Here is a 23187-nt window from a genome sequence, read left to right as displayed (position 1 = left end):
ATCCGGTCGGATAGCCTTTTTCGTTATTTCAGCACCTTGTTTACCGGGCCTGTTTCTAAAATCTCCATTTGCCGCATGGCGATCTGGTTTAGCAGTAACAGCCGTTCCCGTTGGGGCCGGCTCTCGGAAATAAAGACCGAATTAAGATTTTCCATGTTTGATAGGCAGATCAATTCGTTGATCGAGGCGTAGTCGCGGATGTTCCCTTTCTTGCCGGGGTTCGCATCCCGCCATTCCCGCGCGGTCATGCCGAACATGGCCACATTGAGAACGTCGGCCTCGTCTGCATAGATTCGGCTGGCCTGTGCCGGCGTAAGCTCTTTTGGGATTAGGTTTTGTTGCACCGCGTCGGTGTGGATGCGGTAGTTTATCTTGGTAAGCTCCCGCTTGGCCGACCAACCCAGCCGAGCCTGCTCCTGCTCTTTCAACCGCTGAAAGTCGCGCACCAAATATACTTTAAATTCCGGGCTGATCCACATAGCAAACTCAAAAGCGATGTCTTTGTGAGCGTAGGTTCCGCCATAGCGCCCGGCTCGGGCTTTGAGGCCGATAGCATTGGTTTTCTCTACATATTCCTTAACGCTAATCCGGAATCTGTTCAACCCGGCTTGGTTTCTAATTAGGGCGAATTCGCCCCAATTAAAATCGGGATTATAGACTTTTTCCCAGATGCCGAGAAATTCCAGCGTGTTCCGGTTCCGCAGCCAATCTTTGACAACAAAATCACCGTCTTTGGCTTTGAGCATATCTGTAATGCAGATATAATCGGTATCGTCGATCTGCAAAATAGTTATTTCGGTGCCCTCAACCGAAATCGTCTTTGTGTGCTTTTCTGACATGGTAACGCAATCTTTATCACAAAGATAACAGAAAAATGAATAATTGTTCTGGTTCGGGGAATTAGTTTTCATATCTAATTCGTATTGACCGAAATAAAAAAGCCCGGCGACTGCCGGGCCGATGGTTATGCTATCCTAAATAACGACTTATATTCCTGCGTACAATATACGTGGTTTGACGTTCTGCACGGGACTTATCAAATTGTTGTTTATCATACACCCCGGACGCATTACATTCCGGACAGAAAAAACTGCCGGGTGTTGAATCTTCCCCGACTTGTATGGTCAGGTGTTTTGCATCCCAGCAATGTATACAATAGCGGATGTTGGGGTTTTCTCCTTTAAGCGTAAAATATCCGTCGGTCGTACGCTCGATCTTGTGTCTTAAATCTTGTTGTTCACGTAATTGGCGAATTTCTCGCTCTAATTCGTCATTGCGTTTTTGAAGATTAAGAGCGGTATTGCTAACCTCAATAAATTTCTGTTTTAATTCCGTGTGTGAAAAAATACGGCTTACATTTACGGCATCCTTGATCATGCCCCAGATTGATGATATATCCATAATAAATAATATAAAAATCATGTAGCAAAATAGGGGCGAAATTTACCGAAAACCTATTTTATTTATTTTCTTTTATGCACAAATTATCAACAAATTACGTGTATATTGGCTCTATTGCGCTGCATCCATGTATCGTTTCAGCATATCCATCGCTTTGGGGTCGGCGTTTTGCTGGGCTGCCTGTTGTAGCATTTGTAACCGGTCGGGGTCGATCTGCCCGGCGGCAGCCTGTTCGCTGAACGTTTTTAGCTCGGCTTGTATCTTCTCCGCTCCCGGAATAGAGCAGTTTTTTAGGAATATTTCGAGGGGAATGCGCCCGCTCTCCAATAGCTTCATAAGTAGATCGTCCGTCAGTTGCCGGAACACCGGCGTATCGGTTGATTTGGATGTCGTCAGGTTGAAATCCACGATCTTCCGGGCCATTTCAGGCTCGTAGTATTTCGCCAGTTCGCTGACCGATTTACCGTTAATATCTACATAGCGGCGTGTCGTGTAAAACTGCATCAGCACCTTGAGTAACTTTTCGTCGCGTTCTTCGCAGAACATATTGTAATTCTCAAAGAGCACCACGAAATTCTGCGCGGAGTACTGCGCCTGTTGTGCATAGAGGCTTGACGGAGTGTTAGCGTGTGGGGTTTGGCCCTGTATCGCTCCGTTTAGGCCGCTGATCTGCTGCATGATGGTCATTTCGGTATTGAACAGTTCCCACGCACCTATATTCGTGCTGTTCGTGGCAATCTGCTTCGGCAGCTTATCCCCGGCTCCCTTTTTCAGTAGGATAACTCCGTTTACCTTTACATATTCACGGGCAAAATCCTTGATGTCCATGTCGTCGGGAATACATTCCTGCGGTACCATAAGCAGGCCCTTTGCCGACGAGCCGATAATGAAATCCAACAGGGTCAGCAGACGGTTGATATATCGTTGAATATCGACAATATCCGACATGACGGCTTTAAACTGGCCGTCGATGATCGGCATGGCTGCGAGGACATAGGGATGTTCCTCATGCGTGTAGGGCGTTTCCATTTCTTTGATACAATGTCCATTCGGGGTAAGGTATTTCACGCGCCAGTAGTATTCGTATTGCTCCTGCGCATAGACCAGTTTCACCGCTTCGGGAGCGAGCCCTACCGCCGTGCCCTGTTCGAGCCGTTGGTTGTTGATCGCTTCGACCTCTTGCATAGTAAGGTCGGTGTAAACTTCCTCGGTGCCGTCTGCGTAGTCGTGGACGTAAAGCACCCAGCGTCCGACCCGTTCCCAGACCTCAATTACCCGATATTTCCCGAGATCGTTGCAGAAAAGGAAATTTAGGTTTTGGAGCCGTTCGGCGGTTTGCATGTAGATGCTTTCCAGCTTTGCGGGGTCGTGGCAAACGCCGTAAATCTCGCGTAATGCCTGCACGTCTTCGCGGTTTATTGTGAAATTGCGTACCAGATCGTCGAACGTATAGTCGTGGATCTCGCCGATGCGCCGGATGTCGTTTAGCCGGGGGTCTTCGATGTCTTTATTGAAGAATAGGCGGTTGATGTTCACGAGGTCGATTTTTCCGTCGGTGCGGTTCTTGGTACTCCAATAGTCAAAGCGCACTTTTGCGCAAGCCAACCCCGTCAGACATAATTCCTCAACAACATTAATGTCGAGTTTTCGTACTTTGTTTAGCTGGTGACACGACTGCAACGCATTCGTAAGCATTTCGCCCAGCGGTTGATCGTCTTTGCTTCGGGCATATACGACAGTCTGTGTCGGCGATGAAAGAAGCTGCCCGTGGATGTTTCGGATGTACTGCTGTAAATAGTTGTGTTTGAGCGGAATTTTGCCGCTTCGGGAAATAAGGGCATCTTCGCGTATCATCTTGCCGGGGTTCTCCGGGTCGGGCACCTTGTCGCACCATTGGTCGCCGTTCTTGTAGCGCAGGTTCCGGGCGTGCTCTTTGCGCAGGTAGAGCATAGCATCCCAATCTTGCGCACAACGCCACAACAGCGAAAGGTTTTCGTTCGAATACCGCAGTCCGCTGCGCTCCTGCTCGCAGCACGTCTGCGCGATGCCTTTGCTGGCTTGGGCCAATAGCTTCAGTTTTTTGGTGTCAATATTCTGTAACATTTTCGTCCTCGTTGAGAGTTTTTACCATCGTTTCGTTCAGTTCTTCCCGGAGCCGGTCATATTCCGGTGTGTTGGGGCGGGTGTCAGATAGGATTTTCCGTAGCTTGTTCACGGCGGTTTGGTGGGCTTTAAAAATCGTAATCCGTTGCAGGTTCCGCTGCACCTCGGGGTCTTGGCGGTCGAGCGCTGGGCCGAGCCGTTTGTACTTTGCCGCAATGTTGGTTAAACAGTCTTTGAGGTTGTAATAGCTGCCTGCTGGGTTCTCGGGCCGGGCGGTGCCGTAAAACCGGTTGAGTATCGGCAGATCACGGCTACTGATTTCCTCGCCGGGGGTCAGTATGGCCTGTGTCGTATGTACCATGTCTTTGGCAAACTTCCCCATACCGCCGCCGTAGTAGGTTAAGACGTGTTCAACGTGGCTGGGGTTCCATTCGAAGATACCCCGCAATAACGGGTCTATCTCGCCATTCTTGCGCTGGCCAGCCGGTGTATTCTCGTCGCCACCTCCTAATCGGTTGATGCCTCGGCAGAGATAGTATATGGCCTTATTCACGTTTTTAAGGCCCATTTCAGATAGTGGGTAGTTGTTGGTTGTGCCATAGGAGCGACGCCCCACCGGATAACCGAAAGCATCCTCACCGGCATACCAGATGTCATACCACGGAGTTAGGGCCGTAGGTATCAGCACGCGGGTTGCATCTCCTTTGGGGGACGGTGAAGCCACGGGGGAGAAATCCTCGTACAGCAGCGTCAGCATTGTCCGGGCAGCATCTTCGGCCCTAACTTTGCCCCGGTAGAGGTCATGCAGCAGCGAGCCTATACCATAAAATGCCCGGAACCCTTGCGGAAGTGGAATTTTTAAAAAACCGTTCTTTCCCATGTACGGGATTATAAGGTGGTTCCGCTTCTCGTATTCCGAAACGACCAGATCGCGGCCATCGTCGCCGGAACCCGCCAAAAAGAAATCGAGTAGCAGGCTGTCGAGGAACCCGGCAGCGGCCAATGAAGCAACGACTTTCGCAAATCGCTTACGGTTTTTGAACGCTACGCGGGCAATCTGGGCGGCTCCTTGTACTGATGCGTTGAAAAAGACGTAGAACATACCCAGCGGACGTGTTGCCGTTCCGCGCCGGTTAAAATTCACCGTTACGTTCTTCGCTTCGTCAATAGCTACCAGCAGCGATTTGCCCTGATCGAGTGACGCGAGGAATGTAGCGAAACGCGAGGTGTTCTCGGCGACTTTCGACGCATTTTCCAATCCCGTAGCTATCGCTTTCGCACCGCTTTTCTGCGCTGCATAGGAGAGCCAGATGCCGGGGCGCTCGCTGGGCTGCGCTGCTTTTGCGAGCTCCGCAACGCGGCCCGTGCGGAACGCTACATAACGCTTGATCTCCTTTTCAGCCTCGGCTACATCTTTACTATGCACAAAACCTGTTTCTCCACCATTATCCCGGAAATATTCGTAGAGTGCATCCATCACACGCTCGGGCCCGTATTGCTCGATCAACATTTTGCGGTCGGCGGTATTGAGTATGTCGAGCCGCCCGAGCTCTGCCACCTTCAGCGGTGCGGATTTACCGCGCACGTTCCGCGTGATCGTCGCCATGCTCGGGGGAATGTTGCGCATGAATCCGCGCAGGTCGCCGCCGGGGTCGATGCCATGTATCAGCGCGGCGTGTTGCACGTCACGCAGAAAGTTCGCTGCTACAAATGCCGGATTTCGGGATGTGAACGCTTGGGCCAGCCAGCGTGTCGCGTTGCCCACGGTGTCGTCCAGCCATTTTGGGATAGTCAGTCGGTTGTACTGATTGATGGCATTGGCCACGGCTGGATCGGCGAATGTTACCATGTACCGAATCCCGTTTACGAAACACTCTATATTGCGTTGTCGCTCGATGGATTGGCCCATGTGCCCCTCGTTCTCAAAACGGCTGTCGGCCTCTGCCGGTCGCACGATGTTTAGGCGTTCGGTTTCGTCGATGCGGTTTTCGAGGTAAACGGCCAATTCGTCGTCATGGGCATTTAACGCCGCATCCAGTTCCTTTTTCAGCCGTGCGATTTCTTTGCGTGCAGCCTGCGATATTTCTATATCCTCAACGGACGGGTTAATAGTCGTTGTTACCCAGCGGTTCCCAAGCCCCTTTGCCAACCAGACCTTATCTACGCGAAACAGATCATCCGAGCCCCGGCTATTGTTCTGTGCCAAACGCAGAGCCGCCTGCCGTGCCCGGTTGGTCTTGGCCGCGATGATAGCCCCAATGCCGATGTTTACCATTTGGGCCACGGGGTTTCGGGGCTTATTCGTGCGGCCCTCGGCTTCATGTAGTACTTGCCGTAGCGGTCGCGGGCCACGGATTTCGTCCATAAAGTCGTATATTTCGGTTGCGTCGAACGCTTGCGGGTTCCCCTCGCTGTCCTCAAAGTTGTAGTCGTAATCGCATAAGGGTACATAATATGCCCAGCCGTGGCCCTTTATCAACTTTCGGTGTTCAGGAGCGAGCATCCCATCCTCAACGAGAATGTCGAGTACCCGATCATTGGCCGCATTGATCGCCTGCCATAGCTGTTGTGTCTGTTCGTCTCCGGCCCGACGGCGAAAGTCGGCAACCAGCTTGCGGGCATACTTATCATTCCACGGATCGCGCTGATCTTCGGAGAGCGCCGCGATGCCCGAGGCATGGCGTTCGAGTGACGATTCGGCTGTGATATAGTCAATGATATTATCCTCGGTCATTCCGGTCTGCTTGGAGATACCCACAATACAATCCAATATGGGGTCTAAATACTCTTTCGTGTACTTGTCTATCGCGGTCTTTGTGACGCTTGATAAGTGGTTTAAGTGCTTGTGTAGGTCTGTCAGATCGTCGATCTGGCCGCCGCGCTGCTTTATCACCTCTTGTAGTTGCTGCACGGGCAGCGTGCTGTCTATGAGCCGGGTGTATTGACGGTTTTTCCAACTTTGTTTGTCGTAAATCACCGTAGGTTCGATATTGCCGCTGGGGGCCATTTCGGGTTGTTTGCGCTTCTGTTTGAGTAGTTCCTCAACAAATTCTCCGGCATACTTGAAATTCTCCGGCAGCGGGCGTTCGCTGGCCATCGTCCGCCGCCGTAAGGGGCTGCGGTACTTATCCGACATGACAAATTGCAGGTGTCGGCTCATGGTGCGCATAATCTCCTGCTTGGTCGCTGACGGGAGTGTAGCTACCAGTTCGTCGATCACCCGCCGGTAACTGTCTTTGTCGGTCAATTTTTGCAGATCAAATAGTGCGAGGTATTTGCGCATGGATTTGAGCCGGTCGGGGCCCATGTGGTCGATGATCGTTCGGCCCATGTCGTCGATTAGGGCATAGGCTCGTAATGCGAAATCGTTCGCAACGTGTTCGTTCTCGAATAATGTTCCGATAATGTGTCGTTCCTTAACATATTGCTCAACGGCATATCGTTCGATATTCTCCGGGATGGCATCGTCGAAGATCACGCGGTAACGGGTGTCGCCGGGAACGCTGTAAAGCTGCTGCCGGATGCGGTGTGCGGTGGCAGCTTCGGTTACGGCTGCGCCTGCGGTCTTGGCCGTCATACGACGGTGCTTCGACAACCATAGCATATAGGCGATGTCCCGGTCGCTGATGCGCAGCGGCAACCTCAACGCCTCGCGGAGCATGGAGCGTATGCGCCCAATGATGCGGGCAAAGCGGCTCGGGGTGATGTTCCCTTCGGCCAGCCGCGCAAGATATTCTTCTGTGGCGAGCCGCCGGGCCTCAACAGCCGTCAGTTTGCCGGAACGTTGTTTTTGCTCTTGGGCCATCATGTCGGCCACGGCCCGAACGCCGGTTTCATCCAGCGACTTATGAACGTTATCGAGGAATAGCCCGAACCGTTCACCCAGCAGGGAACGCAGCCCCATGTGGCCGACGATCTCGTGTAATACGGTCGCCTCGGCATCCGCTCGGGTCGTAATATTCGGCATGACAATAACCACCCGGCCTGTGGTCGGGTCGTAGTAGCCTTTGGCCCGACGTTTCCTCCGCAGGGCCAGCGGGTCGTTGTCCGTGATGTGTGTAAGGTCGGCGACGATCTCAACCGGTGTGTTGAGCTTTTTTGCAAGACGGGTTGCCGCGTGCGCTATGGTGTTGTCACTCGCGGGACGTTCGGGGTCAAACCAACTACTGCCATCCCGGAACCGGATGCTGTCGCCTGCGGCATCGTCGAGCAGTTCATCCGGGTCAATGTCTATCGCTTCTTCGTCCGTATCGGCCTTTTGTTGGGCTTCGATCTCAGCCAGTTCTGCGGCCATCTGTGCCTCTAATTCCGCTATCCGGGCCTCTGTTGCTTCCAGTTCTGCCTGTTTCGGAAAAGCCCCGCTAACCTGCGCTTGCAGCCGTTCATAGTCCTGCTTTGCTGTTTCCAATCCAAGTTGGCGGGATTCTATTTCCTGTATGTACCACTTGCCAGAAATAGTATAGGCAACCTGCTCTAAAACATTCGATATTTTGGCTCCGGCATCGCCTTTTATTTCAGGTGCTTCCTCGCATACATAGGATATGCCGCGGAATATCCGAACATCTTTTTCATTTGATAAAGCCCACGTTTTTTTAAGTCCTATCTTTATATCAAATGTCTTTCCGTTGATACGGATTGTAGTTTTTAGCTCTGCGTGATCGCGTTCGGGCGTTTTCCGTAGTGCATCGGCTTCGGCCTCGATGCGCTTGTTTAGTGGGGCAAAGAGTTTTTCATAATCGCCATTTTCGGCTTTCTGTGAGCCATATTCTACTGATACGATTGTATTGTCCGGAAATATCTTCCGAAATTCGTTCCCTTGCTTTTCAAGTGTTGCTATAACGCCCGGTGTCGTGTCAAGTATATTTTGCAGCCATTTGAGGTTGCGGGTAACGTATGCCTGATGCTGGTAGTGGTAGTCGCGGGCATTTCTCAACTTGCGCAGGTTGTTCTGTGCAAGCGACAACGCAAGTGCCGCTTGGCTGCCGGATAATGACGCCATCATCTGTCCGAAATTCGTGCTGTCGCTACTCTCGGCGTCGGGTTCCTCCAGCGTGCGGGATGATATATCGCCTTTCATCACCTGTCGGATAAACGCCTCTTTGATCTTCAAGCGTTGATAGCCGGTTACATCAAGCGTTTGTTTTACGCCCAGCCGCAGAATACGCACCGGTAAATCCATTTTCAGATGGGAATTACCCTGCCGGATGATACGACCAACCCGCTGCATATAGTCCATTGGACGGATAGGCACGTCGAGATTTACGAGAAGGTGCAAACGCTCCTGCATATTAACTCCGATACCGAGTTTTTCAGTAGTACCCATTACTATTCGAACGTCGCCATTGTTCACGCGCCGGAAAAGTCGCGCTTTCTGTTCGTCTGTGTTGTAGTCGTGGATAATAGCGATCTGTTCGGCAGTAATACCTGCAGCAATGAATTTCCGCTTTATGTCCTCAAAGACATTGAACCGCCGGTCGCGGCTTTGGTAAGAATCGCAGAAGATAGCTGCGGTACCCTTATAGTGGTCGGTGGATTTCAGATCGGCGAGAATCTCCCGCACGGCATTATTAACCTTGCTGCCCGGTTCATCCGGAAGATCGGGATTTATCAGCCGAACGTCAATAGCTGCACGCTTTGCCAGCCCGAACATCACCAACGGGATATGGCTGTTTTCCCGCTTCTGTTTCGCGGGCATAGCGTCGAAACGTTCAAGCGTATCCCGGATGCTGCGCATGACTTTCCGCAGGGCCGGGGTTTGATCGAGCATTATATCTGTCGGCTTACCCCCGTCGAGGCGCGGTGTGCCAACCCCCTCGCGTAAGCTGGATACATCCTCCGTCAATACGACATGCGCGATCTGCTGCCAGATCGCCAGTAATTCCGGCATATTCGAATAGCTGGCGAAACGCTGAGCGACCTTAAATTTCCCGTTTGTTCCAAATTCCGCAGATTCTTCGATACTCCCGAAATTGCTTGCAAAGGCATCAAAAGTGTCTATGTTGTATTCCTGTAATACGTTTTGCGGCAGCAGGTAGCGCATGAAAGTCCACATTTCCGCCATCGTGTTGGAAATCGGCGTTCCGGTGGCGAGGACAACATTTTTCCCGCTATTATTTTCAAGAATATAGGTTGATTTCAGCCGTAGACTTTGTGCCCGCTGGGACGCTGCCGGGTCGATTCCTTTAATGTTTTGCAGGTCGGTTGTAAAACCGAGTTTCTTATAGGCATGTGCTTCGTCTACCAATAACGCATCAATGCCTAACTGCTCAAAGGTCATGGTTTCATCCGTGCGACGGTCGAGTAGCCGTTGAGCTTGGGCCCGAGCGTTAGATTTTACCTTTTCCTCCTCTTTTATTGATTTTTCGCTACCTACTTTTTTCTTCTCCAGCCCCTCAATTTCTTTCTTAATGCCGTAGGCCAGTCGTTTCGCATTGTCGGGATTGCTTGCCTCAACCTCTTTCAACTGCTCTACCTTTTCCTCGATCAATCCGTCGATATACTGATTGACCCTAATAGGATCATCGGGTATAGCATCCAGATAACCGTGATACAAAACGACAATATCCCAATCGTTGTAGGCGATTTTGGCGAAAAGCTGTTGCCGCTGGGATGCCGTAAGGTCTTTGGCGGAGGGTACCAGCACGCGGGCCGCGGGATATAATGATTTGATTTCGTTTACAAACTGCTCATAGGTCGAACGTTGAACGACGATACAGGGCTTATGAGCTATTCCGAGCCGCCGCATTTCCATTGCCGTCGAAATGAGCGTGATCGTTTTTCCGGTGCCGACCTCATGCGCAAGTAAGGTCGGGCCTTGCAACCCACGCATAACCCCGATTTTTTGATGTTCACGGGGTTTCTTCGTGTGCGCGGCATTGGGGAAATAGTCGAATGTCGAAACGTCGATCTGACGTTCGACGATACTGTTAAATGCCGTATTGTATATTTCAGTCAGTTTGTCGGTGGTCGCCTCGTCTTGTTGCTTGCACCATTGCTCGAAAGCCTCATCCAGTTCCGTCTGCTTTATGGCTGCCTGCGCCATAGCTTCGGGGTCTTTAACTTTCTTTTCCTTGTTCGTAAGGCTGTCCCACTCCTTTTTTGATAGGTAGGTTTGGGTCTTGTTCATTCGGTCAAGCGCGAGCCTGCTGCCGGGGGCATCCGCTACACCCATGCTCGCATCGACCGTGTTCCCTTTGTTGGTTATTCGTGCAATATATTTGTTAGCCGCAGTTTTGGTGATCTTCGCCTCAACGTTGAACTTCTCGTGAAAAAAACGTTCGTATAGCTCGGTTGGAACCCATGTGCTACCCAGCGAAATTTTTATCTGCGGTAACGGAACGTCCAGCGGGATGATCTTCGACAATGCGCGGATGTTGGCGTTGAACAGGCCGTTTTCATTGGCCTGTTCTGCCTGTAATAATTTGTCGCGGACATTGCCGGATAGGTATTCGCTGCGTTCCTCAACAAGACCTGTAACGGGGTTGATATATGCAAGTTCCTGCGTAAGCATTGCATCTTGTACGTCCTCTTGCGACTTATGGAGTAATTCGGCGATGTAGGGCAGGTCGAGGCGGCCACGGTGATAAAGCGAAAGTGCGATTGCATCTTTCTCGTTTTCGGCTTTTGGCTGACGTACTGGCTCAATGACCCTGCGAGAGAAAATATCAGACTTGGTTATGGTAAATCTTTTCTTTTCACCCGGATTATTCGATTCTTCGACATTTTCAATAGCTGCGATTGCGGGATAGTCTACGTCGTCCCGCAGAAATGTAAGGCTTGTATTCTTTGAAAGTGTACCGTACCGGTGGGTGAATTTGGTGTAAAGATTATTAAGTTCTGCCCGTAACCGTTCGATATTCGGCAGGTCTTTGTTTTCTGCATCGAGTAGGTCGTATATGGTCTTTTTAAGCTCCAAATACTCTTTCAATACTACGGTTTTACTACGGCCCTTTACGTTCTGGCGGTTCCAATCCACAGGGATTGCAGACCCGAATTGGACTATATGCGGTTTGCCGTCGATCAGCGTAAGGGCACCCTCTTTGGTGCCATCTGGGGCTATCATAGTCCGAGTTTGTTCCGGAACCGAGGGGGTTACGGAATACAGATCAGTCGGGAGTGACGCGATGAATTGTTTTATAACTTGGTTTTGGTCGATAGCCACAACCGGAATGCAGCGCTGCTCGGTGGGACGGATTTCTACACCACTTTCGAAGCCGAACCGCATCTGCCCGGCCATGAACTCGGGATGATCGAAATAATATTTGTTGTAAACCATCCGTGCCGTGGCATCTTCGCTTGTAAATCGACCTTTATCATTTTTGACGTACTTAATATATGGAGCCTCGCGCTCCAAAACCGTGGTCTGCATATTCGCCGCGTATGACGACTGCCCGGCCTCGTCCCGTTTACGGATGATGATGATGTCTGCGGATGTTTCAGTACCCGCAGCTTGTTTGAATGTCGCTGTATTCAGACGTACAGCCCCGATAAAATCGGCGTTGCCGTCGGCAACGACCCAGTTACGCAGAGCTGTGCTGCGGTCGAGCGTGCTGGTGGCGGTGATGAACACCCCCAGCCCGCCCGGTTTGAGCTTGCGTACACTTTTGGCGATGAAATAGTCGTGAATGTCGAACTTGGCCGACAGGTCTTTGTCGAACGTGTCGTGTACTTTGATCGCCCCGAACGGCACGTTCGTAACGATCAGGTCGTACCGATTATTGGGGATGCGCTGCTGTTCGAAACCCTCAACCCTTACGGTTGCATCCGGATAGAGTGCCCGCAGGATGCGTCCGGAAATCTCGTCGATTTCTACACCCGCAAGGTTGGATTTTGCACTCAACGCAGCAGGCATAAGCCCGAAAAAGTGTCCGATACCTGCCGACGGTTCCAGCACGGAGCCACCGGCGAATCCAAGCCGCTCGATCATGTCCCAGACGGACGAAACGATCTCGGGCGGTGTGTAGAATGATGTAGTCGTGGATGCTCGGGCCGCCTCGTATTCCTCGGGGGTTAATAACTCTTGTAGTTCGTTGAAATAGGAATTACCCCCTTTAAATACGGATGATAAGCCGCCCCAGCCCGTGAATTGCTCCAATACGGCCTTTTCGTCGGCAGTTGCTTCGCGTTCCTCGGCTTCAAGCTGTTTTACCAATCGGATAGCCGACAGGTTCGCTTTGATCTTGCTGACCTCGCCGTGGGGCGCGATGTCGCGCCCGCGCTCTATTACATGGTTTCGGCTATTTTTTCCAGATCGGCGACGATCTCGGCCATCTGTTCCTCGCTGATCGTGATTGGCTCGGGTTCCTCCGGACAGTAGTCCGGTTTCAGACGTTCCCGGAACAGTTCTTCGACTAACTGCGGGTCGCTCCCGTTCGCCAGCGCCGCTTTCTTCCAATCCAACGCTTTGTCTACGGTTTCCTCTATCCACGTTACCAACTCCCTCGGTTCCTCGCGGTACATACGCAGAAGCATCCCCGGCAGGTATTCGGCCATTTCCCAAAGGGCTGTCCGGGCCCATTCGGTCTGTATTGTTCGCAGGGTTTTCATGGTTGTTTGGTTTTGTGCCGTCCGAGGCATCGGGAGTAGTGGGTTCCGGTGCGTTCTTACGGCGAATATATGAATTTAATTCGTTTTTAGCAAGTTCGGCCATTTCACCGACGGTAATATCTGCCGGGGCATAGCGGTTTGGAGCATCGAGCAGGTATGATTTTGTGGTCGTGCAGACACGGTATAGGATGGGGCTACCGGCTCCTAATATATCTTCAATTACCAAATCATCAGTATAGTCGCTACTGGCTATATATCCAGAGGGATGAACGGGAATATTTATGTATATTCCGTATTCGGAATCCGCCGGCAAGAGCGTGATGGAGCCGTCGCCGCCTGCCGGTGCGATATTAGTTTCGGCATATAACGTCTTACCTTTTTTGTCTGTTTTATGTTCCCAGCCCAGCGCCTTTACGAGTTCTTTACTGAACTGCGTAAGGTCTTTGCGGAATTTTTTCTCGGGCCGCAGATTGCCGGTTTCGTGTATGTCTTTCTCCGTGGTTCCAGTAGTGTCATAGCGGCCTGCCAGACGGCGCTGTGTGTCGGCTTCGGGGACTATGGCCGGGCTCGGTGCTGCTCCCTGTCCTGCCGCAGATTGCGGCTTGTCGAGGCTGTCCAGATCAAAGTGCATCACGTCGCTGTATGTGTCCATTTGCGCGGTATATTCTTCCATGCCCGGCATGTGGAGTGCGCCTACATAGGTCGGCTTGAGGTAAGGCCGGATAGCCTCCCCCAAATCGGCGAGCATCCGCCGGGCATAATCCGCGAATCTTCGGGCCCCGGCCTCAACATGGAACGCAGCCATTTGTGTACCGATAGCGAGTATTTCGGGGTCGAATCCGGTGTTAAGCTGGCCGAGCTTGGCCCGCATCTGCCGTTTCAATTCTTCGTATCGCTCCGACGTTACCAGCTTGTTCTGGGCTCCGTACTCGGTCGGCTTTTCTGCGGCATTGTATTCTGTATCGCTTTTTTTCTCTGCACTTACCGCCGGGACGAGGTGTCCTGCGTTGTTGCCGGTGTATGTTTCGGGGGCTGCTGGCATGTCATTTAGAGGGGCCGGTGTTGCCTGCATGTCGGGGCGCTTCTGCTCGGCTCGGAATGCTTCTGCATCCTCAGAGGTGTTGAATAGAAAACTACGGGTGTAACTGCTATAATAGCCGTCATGTGCTTTGGCCCTTTTTTTCAGATCGTCGAATATAGCCCGCTCTACCCGGTCGGCCAGTTTTACGGAGTAGAGTTCGGCCCCGGTTTTGGAGTGTCGTGTATGTTCTGTTGGCTTGAAGATCGAACTTTGCTCCGTCGATGGGCTCGTAGCTTTCATGCTGGCGCTGGCTTGGGCGGCCTGCATTTTCTCTAATTCCGCAAATATGCTGTGGCGGGATGTGAGTACTTGTTTCCCGGCATATTTCTCGGCAGCGGCATTGACCTCGGCAACCAGCTTGATAGCAGCGGTAGCGTCTTTCTTTGCCAGTCGCCGAACATCCCGCACGAATCCGGCTTTTATCAGATCATTATGTAAGATGCTGAAAACCTTATCCGGAAAGGTCTTGATTGCATGGGTAAGGTATTGGTTATATTCTGTTCTGACAGCCGGGGTAAACTCTGCATCGGTGGACTTTGGCCCGACAGGGGCTTGCGGGGCTGCTTGGGGCGTGTCATTGAATGATAGGCGTTGTTGCGCACGGTGGGCCGCAATCGCATCGGCAATGATCTTTCCTTTCGACGCTTCTACTTTGAATATGGTTTCTTGCAGGTTGTCTATTTCAGCCTGTAAAGGTTTTAGGATAGTTTCAACGACCTGCTGGGAGAAATCGCGCGGAACGTCAAACAAGTTGCCCTCTGCCGTGTTTTGCGGCTGTTCGAAAAGGATAGTTTGGTTATCCTCGTTGTATGCGCTCCCGATAGATTGCTTTTCTCTTGTGTATTGGGCCTGTTTGCGTTTGAGTGCCGCCCGGAGTTGCTCTACGGTGGCATCGGTGGATGCGGCGGCGTCCTCGGCTACCTTTCGTTCTTCGTCGGTAAGGTCGCCGGATATTGCGTCCAGTCCGCGTCCATGTCGAACTGCTCGCGGTTCGCTTTCCGGTTGTCCGAAATCCGCATCATCACCTGTTCGGGGGTCACTCCGTTCGCCTCGGCCAACGTCGCTACTACTTTCGCCATCCGCCGCAGGCGCAGGTTGCTCGGTTCTTTGCGAATTGTTGTCATTGGATGTAGTCTTTGGTGTTTGTTCTGTTGTCGGGGCTGGTTTGGCGGCCAACGCTTCAAAGTTAGCATTTTCCGCAAAATTATCCGTTCCCTCGGTAAATAAATTGTCAATCTCGGCCCATTGTTCGGGTGTAGTCTGTCCGGCCCATTCGACAAATGCGCTGTCGTATAGTAGTTCATCCTGCATTTGCGCCACCCGTGCCTCATGCTCCTGCATCTGCTCGTATTCTTCGCCCGTCATGTCATCGTATGGGTGCGGCTCGATCTGGTGTAGCTGTGCTGCGGCCATGTAAGCCTGCCGGGGTGAGTGTATGCGCGAAAGGACATCCAGAACGGCATCTTTGATCGTCATGTCGTCCATATCCCAGCGGTAGCCGTTCCCCTCGTTGTTTCCGGCCCCATACTGAAAATAAAGCCTCTCCGCATATTGGTCGGGTGTCATACCGTCGGGGGATAGGATGCCGACGCGGGAGCGACGCTCGCTCTCGCTACCGGAGAACCCCAACTCGCGGGCAAGTCCGCGCCGTTGACCGTTATCTTTCCATGCGAATTTAAGGCCGCTGGCTACGTCGCGCAGTATCACGTCCTCAATGGATAGGTAGTCGCCCAACTCCGCAGCGGGTTTCGCATACGGGGTCGGGGTTTCACGCTTGAATTTCGGAATATCGGGCCGGGGATTCCGGGCGGGAACCGCAGCGGCAGGCCCCTCGGCAACGGGCGATTGCGTGGATCTCGGCATGCCCTTACTTTTGTTTTGCAGCCGTTCCAACGCAGCGGAATAAATCTGCACTTGGTTCGCGTCTGTTGTGCCGTCGATCATACGCTGAATAGCACGCGGGGCCTCGTCTTTGCCCACGGCGGCCTGCATGGTTTCTGCGAGCCGTGCAGCTACATCTTCTTGGGGTGTAACGTCCGTAGGCATGATGTCGGCTTGTCCGCTATTCGTGTCATTGTTGCCGAGGGGTATAGCTGCCTCGGTGGGGTCTGTTTCTTGAATCTGGCTTGCGGGCCCTTTGATTGTGTGGAGCGGTGCCGAAACAAATTGTCCGTCGTCCAGTTGGAGCACATAGCTACTGCCATGTTTGCCGGTAATGCGGCCACGCACACCGTCTGTCGTTACAACCTCGTCGCCATTCGTGTACTGCGGAGCTTCGGGTGCCACAACGCGCACTACCTCGTCGGGGTCTATGCCCGCTTCGGTGCCGATCTCCATGTCCTGTCGCTGTTGACGCTTCTGGTGTTCCGCTGCGGCCTGCTGTTCGGAGATTTGTAACTGTTCTGCCGAGAACTCCGCAACGGGCGTGCTTGCGAAGCTCTCGAACTCCGCCCGGTCGATCTGTGTCGGCGTGCCCGTTTCGGTATCGAGGACGAATAATGTTCCGTCGGGGCCCTCGGTATCGAGGTTGCCGGAAAGAACGACGTAGGCTTTCCCGTCGGCGCGTTGTCCAGTGATGATGTCCTCGGTGGGACTTTTACCATCAACACCACGGTAGGCCCATGCGTTCGCAGTTTGCGCTGTCTGCTGGATTTGTTTGCCTTGTGTATCCCCGAGCTCCATGCCGTCGAGGATTTGCCGCTCGATGTGAAACCGGGTATAGTCAGCAGCGTGCGCCGCGTCAATCTGGTTGATGTTTGCCGCCTGCCAATCAATCGCGGCGAGCGCTTGCGACTGCTCGGCCATCGTCGGTTTTTGCATCGCTTCGAATACTTGCGCCCGTAAGGTTTCATTCTCAATGCTTGAAAGCGCCTTTTTCTCTTGCGTTTTCAAAACATGGTTCTTGTGGGCGTAGGATGCGACGTTCGGCAGTTCGAGGGCCGAGAACCCCGCACCCATCAGCGAGGTTGTGAGAAATGTTGTCCAGAGGTTCTCGCCGGAAAGATTTTCTTTCCAGCGTTCATGCTCCCCGGTCAGCAGCGGGGACATGACACCCCCGGCGACTTCCTCTAACCACTCGTCTACGGGGCCGTTCCAAAGTGTACGGTTTCGGAAATCGGTAAGGTACTTGCTGCGGGTATATCCCGGCAGGAAGCGGTCGAGCGAGAGTTTTATACCCAAGCGTCGCCCGATCTGCTCCACGGGCCAGCCCAGCACCTTTTTCACTCCGGCTCCGAGCTCCCCGCCGATATGCTCTGTAAATACGTCCGTGAATGAATCTGCGGCGGCCTTATACATCAGGTTGTACTGCGGTTCGAGGTGTTCGACAACCTCGCCGTTGTCCTTAACCTCGTACTGTCCCTGCGCCCGTTCATGGTAGTTTGAGTAGGTACCCGCCTGTAAGGGTGTCATTACAGCCGCGCTCGCCGTGTATTCGCCCAGCTTGCGAAGCCCTTTCCCCAAGAGCGTTTTCGCTTCCTTTTTGAGCAGCATTTTGCCGAGGGTGTTGGCTCCGCTGCTGCCGATCTTGCTGGTGGCCCCGAAGCCCGCCATATAAGGTAATGAGGCGGCAATGCCGCTGCCGACCTTTGCGCCGGTCGTTGGCCCGCCCCGTTGGGCCGTGTATTGGTTTATCAGTTCCCCATACCGGAGAAGGTCTATCATGTCCCGCTCCGTAGGTGTGAGATGTTCGCCTTTTGCGGCTTTCTTGAGCGCCCGTGTGATGGCGATATTCTCGCCTAACTCCCCAAACCCCATTGTAGCGAGGTCGCCGAGGGTGCCCCAATCGAACACCTCACGGGCAATGCCGGATGATTTGTCCCCGGCCTGCTTGTCCTTTACGGTTTTCTGGTTTAGGAGCTTCAATGCCCGCTCTGTCGCTTGCATTAGGTAGGTATCATCTCCGCCCAGTCCGGACGGACTACGGAGCGTGCTTGATTTGGCTTGAGCGATAAATGCCTTTTTCCATGCCGGTATATCAGCTTCGATTGCCTCGTCAAAGGGTGCCAGCATCTTTGTCCTGTTGGCATCAGCCCGCTGTCGGGCTCGGTCATAGATCGCCCCTAACTGCTGTTGTAAACTCTCTTTAATAAGCCCCTCGTATACCTCGTTATCCATATCCGGGGTGCGCTCCGGGAGTGAAAACGGCTCAAATCCGGCGTTATCGTCCTGCTGTAAGGCTGTCTGCATAAGGTCTGCCGGTGCAACGTCCGGCAGGTTGTCTCCAGACGGAGCATCTTTGCGTTTGCGGGTCTTTCCCAGACCGGAGATCGCATTAAGCTGTTCGAGTTGTTCAGGTGTGAGTTCGGGGAGTGGCATAGCTATTCGTAATCCAGATAGTAGTTGATAATTTGTTGGTCGCTGTAACCAGCCTCACGCATCCGTTCAGCCTGCGGAGTTTCCAGCACTTTGCGCACATCATTCGAAACCGGGCCCGCGATATAGCGTTTCTCGGGGCGGAACAGGAGCCCCAGATCGGCAGGGGCTTGCGGCTTCTGCTTTACGCCGTTCAGCTTGAGGTAGACGGCACGTAATATCTGGGCTTTCTGTGCCGGTTTGAGCTTCCCAAAGACGAACTGCGGTACCTTTTCACCCGTGTATGTCGGTTCTTTTGTCGGGGTGCCATCTTCGGGAATTATACCCATTTCGCGGCCTTTCTCGTATAGCAGGCTTTCTTGTGCCGGATTGAGCCTTACGACGGTCTGTTCGTCCCGATCGAGGAATTGAACGGCGGATTTATCCGCTGCCGCAGCAGATCGGGCGCTGGCTGCCGCTGCCGAAGCTGCGGCCCGCACTTGGGCTGCTTTGATGTTGTTTTCGCCTCGTAATTTTTCGACTTTCATTTTATCGTCCAAAGTATCGGCTCGTTTCTCTTTTTCCTGCTGGGCTTTCCAGAGGTTGCCGATCAATGTGTCGTATTGCTTTTGGGCCAACGTGTAATCCTGCCCGGCGGCGGTAGCGTCCATGTTGGCGGCTTGCTGCTCGCCTTGTTGCTGGCCCATAAGTGCCCGCAGGCGTAACTGTTGGTATTCTCGGTTCTGGCTGTTGTAGAGTTTATCCCACTCGTCGATCTTTCCAAGCATCTTCATCGGAGCATCAGTGCCGGTCTTGGGAATGTAGCCCTCGGTGGCCATGCCGACAATACCCGTACCCAGCGCTGATAAGAAATTCGACCACGCCGTGATCTTTGCCGCCTTTTCCGCGCGTTTTATCCGGTCGGTGTCCTGCTGGGGCTTCATCGTGTCGATGAAGGCCAAAATCGGGTTCTGGCCGTCCCGGTACAGGTCGGTAGCTCGCTGGCGTTTCTGCTCCCATGTGGCGCGGCGTTCGTCGGCTTCTTTTTGTCGCCGCTGTATCTCGTCAGCAATCGAGAATACCGGTGTGGTTGGCTTCTCCTGTTCCATACTATTTCCCACCTGCAAAATTTGCTAAACCGCCGCCGGAACCGCTGCCCATACCGTAGAGCATGGCTAACTGGCCGAGGGAGCTCCCGATGCCGCTAATCATATTCTGCGTGCCTGCGGCCTTGCCAAGTTGCGCTTGATAGCGCGTCCCTGTAAGGTTGTCCATGCGGGCTTGATAGTCGCGGCGCACTTGATCTTTGTGCTGTTCTCCAAGCCCCGCGATCTGGGCGAGGGTCTGCGAATAGTTTTTGTTGAGCTTGTTGGCGGCGGCAACTTTTGCCTCGTCCGTAGCGCCGCTTTTCACGGCGTTGGTGTTCATGGCCTTTAGTTCGTCCTCGTTGTAGTCCCGGATGCGTTTCAGCATGGCCCGTGAATCAGCTCGGTCGAGGTAAGGCATATTCATTTCGGAGTTGTACCACTCCTTGAGGTTCCGCTCGCGGTCGCTGAGTATCTGATCGGCCTTACGTTGCTTTTTATTGGCAGAAATGCCGCCTGCAATCGACGAAGCGACGGAAATGGCGGCCAATGCGATTAATGGAAACATAGTGTCTAAATTTTATCACTCTGTAAAATTAGCGACCGCGTGTATAAGAATTATCCTTATTTTTGATCGGAATATATCAATAAATCAGCTACTTATGTCGCGCAAAACACTCGACGACGATGAAAAGAACGCAGTCTGTGTGAGATACGTGCAGACGGGGAGTTTACGCGCCGTTGCTGCCGAGTTCGGAATAAGTGCGATGCGAGTAAAGCGGTTATGGGATAGCATAGGCAGCGACCAGCAGCAGGTAATACGGGCATCGGTCGAAGAGGTTCGGCAAGAGGTTGAAACGGTGATCGTGCAAAGCGAGCTCACCGGGGACTATCTGGAACGGGTGATACAGGCCCGAAATGCGGCAATCAACGAGCTCTACAATCGGCTGACCAATATTGTGCATCGCAACAAAATGACGGATAAGAACCTGATAGCAGCCTGTAAAACCCTGCACGACATCAGCATTGGGGCCGAGCAGCCTCAGACGGAGCCCGGCAGCCTATTTATGGTGCTGAATCAACGTATTCATAAGGAAATCAATAACAACTACTACTTACAAGATGGAACGAATGAAACAACCAGTCCCGGTGCTGGGAATCAATCGGGCGGAAACCGATCTGACGGTTAAGGACGGAAGCTGCGAAACGCTACACAACCTGCGTTATGACGCGGGCGCTTGGCGCAATGTCGAAGCGTTTCGGCGTATCGGGGCTGTGACAGATTTTCACGGTTTCGAACTACTCTATAAGCATCCCATGACGGCTGACGATCTGTATATCGCTATTGACACTACCGGAGCCGTTCACGAGGTACGCTATGCGGATGGAGCTTTCTCCTCGACGCAGACGATCATGCCCGCAGTTTCGGGCCTTTCTACCGTCTTTTCGTTCGGACATGTACTTGTTATTGTCACGGATAATAAAGAGCTTTATTTTGTATTGTATGGGGGCGAATATGTCCGCTTTGAGATGCCCGATCCACCGGATATAAGCGAATCAAAGGCGGATAAAGTTCGTTTTGGAGTTGATTTTTATTATCGTAGGTATTGGGAAAACCATGATATAAAAGAAGAATTTGCAGACGGGGACAACCTCGCGCGGCATCCGAATATAGCCCCGGACGGTGGATATTATTATACGAGAATAACCGACCGTGTGAATCAAACGCTACACCTGCCCATGTACAACGGAGAATACTGGCAGGGGGCTATTGCTCTAATGGTGGCTTATAGGATGATGGACGGAACGGTCGTTGCTAACTCTGAGTTGATGATATTTGCCTCTGACGCCGGAGACGACGGTTGGCAAGAGGATTATGGCGATGTTGTGGCCGACGGGATGCCTAACTACGTGCCGGAAAAATACAGAACGGGCATTTTCTTTGGCTGTAAGGCAAAAATTTCGCCGGGAAGCAATACGTTCTACATTGAACCGCAGGTAACAATCAAAATTCCCGCAGGAATAGATACCCGAATCGTTCAAAGTGTCGTAATATGCTCTACTCGTATCGTCCCAATTTACGATTTTGAAAAAACGTGGAAAGATAACTGGAGCCTGTCAGATCGCGGCGGTGGCGGTTATTATCAGACTTATGATTTTAGAAAATTGTTCACGGAAGATGTTGATTTAATGCAAGAACCGTTATATAGGATCAAAGAAATAGAAATCCGGGACTTTGTAGACAATCGACATTCGGAATCATTGTCTTATAATGACATGAAAAATGTCGAAAGTATGCCTGTCTACGAGCCTACACAATCACACCATACGCAAGTGGGGAAATGTTACTATGAGTACAACGGCAGGCTGCATAAGGCGAATTTACGCACGCAGCTATTCCCCGGATATTCGCGTTTTTGTTTGGGAAATGACGGCGAGGATGCTGCGAATTTTGTAACGAAAATGATTTGTACAGTGGATATTGATAACACCCGAAAGCAGGTGTGCCAGTCAATTCGAAATTTCAAACCTACAAGAATCCGGCGTGTAGTGTCATACCCCGATTACAGAGCCATTAAATTTGCGGTTTGTACCAACGATCCCGGCTCTATGGCGCAGCTTTGGTGGTTGGATGTGAACCTTGAATCCTGTAAGGGGAATAACTATGCCTATGCTATTCCATCGCCGACCTCACGGTCTAAATATCCGTCGTTCTGGATGCCCGAAACCCCGATAGAGCATGAAATCTTTGAAAAAGAGGACGATGTATATACAGAGCCTAATCGGGTACAGGTGTCGGCGTTGAACAATTTGTTTTCGCAGCCCTTTGCAAACTCGTATCGTGTTGGACTGAACGAAGAAACCATATTTGCCATTGCGACCGTCGTGGATGAACTGTCAGCCACCCGGTTTGGTGCGTTCCCGCTGTATGTCTTTACCGACCGGGGCGTGTGGTCGCTGGAAAGCGGCACCGGCGAGGTGCTCTATTCGAACATTCTGCCGGTGAATCACGATCAGATCGTAAACCCGAATACTTGTGCGGCCCTTGAAACAGTATATTATATCACCTCACGGGGCGTTCATGCCCTGCGGGGACGTTCTTCCGAGGTGATCTCCCGCGAACTGGAGCAATACCCCGGCGAACTGGCCGAGTATCTTACAGAAGCCCGTATCTATTTTCAATTCAAATACGGCGATCTGATCGTCTTTAACCGTGCCTATTCTTATGCTTATGTATATTCCATAGCAGCAGGCGTCTGGGCGACACGCGACATGGCCGGGCGAGTGCTCAACAATGACGAGGTTGTGACGGCCCATGCTCTCGCTACACTTACCGACGAGCAGATGATCGAGCCGGTCGAATGTTGGGCCGTAACACGACCTCTGAAACTCGGTACAACGGAGTTTAAACGTCTTGAAACCGTCGTAGCACGCATTATGTCGCAGGATTGCTTCGCCCATATTATCGTCGAGGGGTCGAACGACTGTAACACATGGAGCGTTCTCCGTGACGCATGGTGTAACGTTCAGGGCATGGATGCGAGGTTGCGCAGGACACCTCTATCATACAAGTTTTTCCGGCTGCGACTGCATCTGACAGCTAATTGTCGGATTTCGACCACCAGTGTCGATGTCGAGTTCTACCCGCGTTTTGTGGGACGGCTCCGGTAGAGTGTT

Annotated in this window: 8 protein-coding genes; 2 read left to right on the top strand and 6 right to left on the bottom strand. The window is 52.3% G+C overall.

Annotation, left to right across the window (positions count from 1 at the left end; all coding sequences use genetic code 11):
• Positions 1-23: 23 nt before the first annotated feature.
• From ALFI_RS13185 to ALFI_RS13165, 6 genes are all read right to left on the bottom strand, one after another.
• Positions 24-839, bottom strand: a complete 816-nt coding sequence (locus ALFI_RS13185) for a KilA-N domain-containing protein (protein WP_014776177.1) — start codon at positions 837-839, stop codon at positions 24-26.
• Positions 840-969: 130 nt separating this feature from the next.
• The gene (locus ALFI_RS17035) at positions 970-1401 is read right to left on the bottom strand and encodes a hypothetical protein (RefSeq protein ID WP_155835670.1); all 432 of its coding nucleotides are present in this window, start codon (positions 1399-1401) and stop codon (positions 970-972) included.
• Positions 1402-1512: 111 nt separating this feature from the next.
• Complete coding sequence (locus ALFI_RS13180; RefSeq protein WP_014776176.1) at positions 1513-3504, bottom strand: portal protein; 1992 nt, start codon at positions 3502-3504, stop codon at positions 1513-1515.
• On the bottom strand, positions 3488-18448 hold the full coding sequence (locus ALFI_RS13175) for an LPD38 domain-containing protein (RefSeq protein ID WP_014776175.1): 14961 nt from the start codon (positions 18446-18448) through the stop codon (positions 3488-3490). Before ALFI_RS13175 ends, ALFI_RS13180 begins: the two co-directional genes overlap by 17 nt.
• Before the next feature lie 2 nt (positions 18449-18450).
• Positions 18451-19533, bottom strand: coding sequence for a hypothetical protein (locus ALFI_RS13170; protein ID WP_014776174.1), 1083 nt, complete (start codon positions 19531-19533; stop codon positions 18451-18453).
• Between the two features lies 1 nt (position 19534).
• Positions 19535-20077: a virion core protein, T7 gp14 family gene (locus ALFI_RS13165; protein WP_014776173.1), complete on the bottom strand. Its 543-nt coding sequence runs from the start codon at positions 20075-20077 to the stop codon at positions 19535-19537.
• 94 nt (positions 20078-20171) lie between these two features.
• On the opposite strand from ALFI_RS13165, the gene ALFI_RS13160 reads away from it, so the two are divergent.
• Both ALFI_RS13160 and ALFI_RS13155 read left to right on the top strand, forming a co-directional pair.
• Positions 20172-20699, top strand: a complete 528-nt coding sequence (locus tag ALFI_RS13160; RefSeq protein WP_014776172.1) for a sigma factor-like helix-turn-helix DNA-binding protein — start codon at positions 20172-20174, stop codon at positions 20697-20699.
• Positions 20632-23181: a hypothetical protein gene (locus ALFI_RS13155; RefSeq protein ID WP_155835668.1), complete on the top strand. Its 2550-nt coding sequence runs from the start codon at positions 20632-20634 to the stop codon at positions 23179-23181. The genes ALFI_RS13160 and ALFI_RS13155 overlap by 68 nt, the downstream gene beginning before the upstream one ends.
• Positions 23182-23187 lie beyond the last annotated feature (6 nt).

The sequence above is a fragment of the Alistipes finegoldii DSM 17242 genome (assembly GCF_000265365.1).
GTDB lineage: Bacteria > Bacteroidota > Bacteroidia > Bacteroidales > Rikenellaceae > Alistipes > Alistipes finegoldii.
The sequence above is the reverse complement of the archived record's forward strand: the minus strand, read 5'-3'. Positions and strand labels throughout refer to the sequence as shown.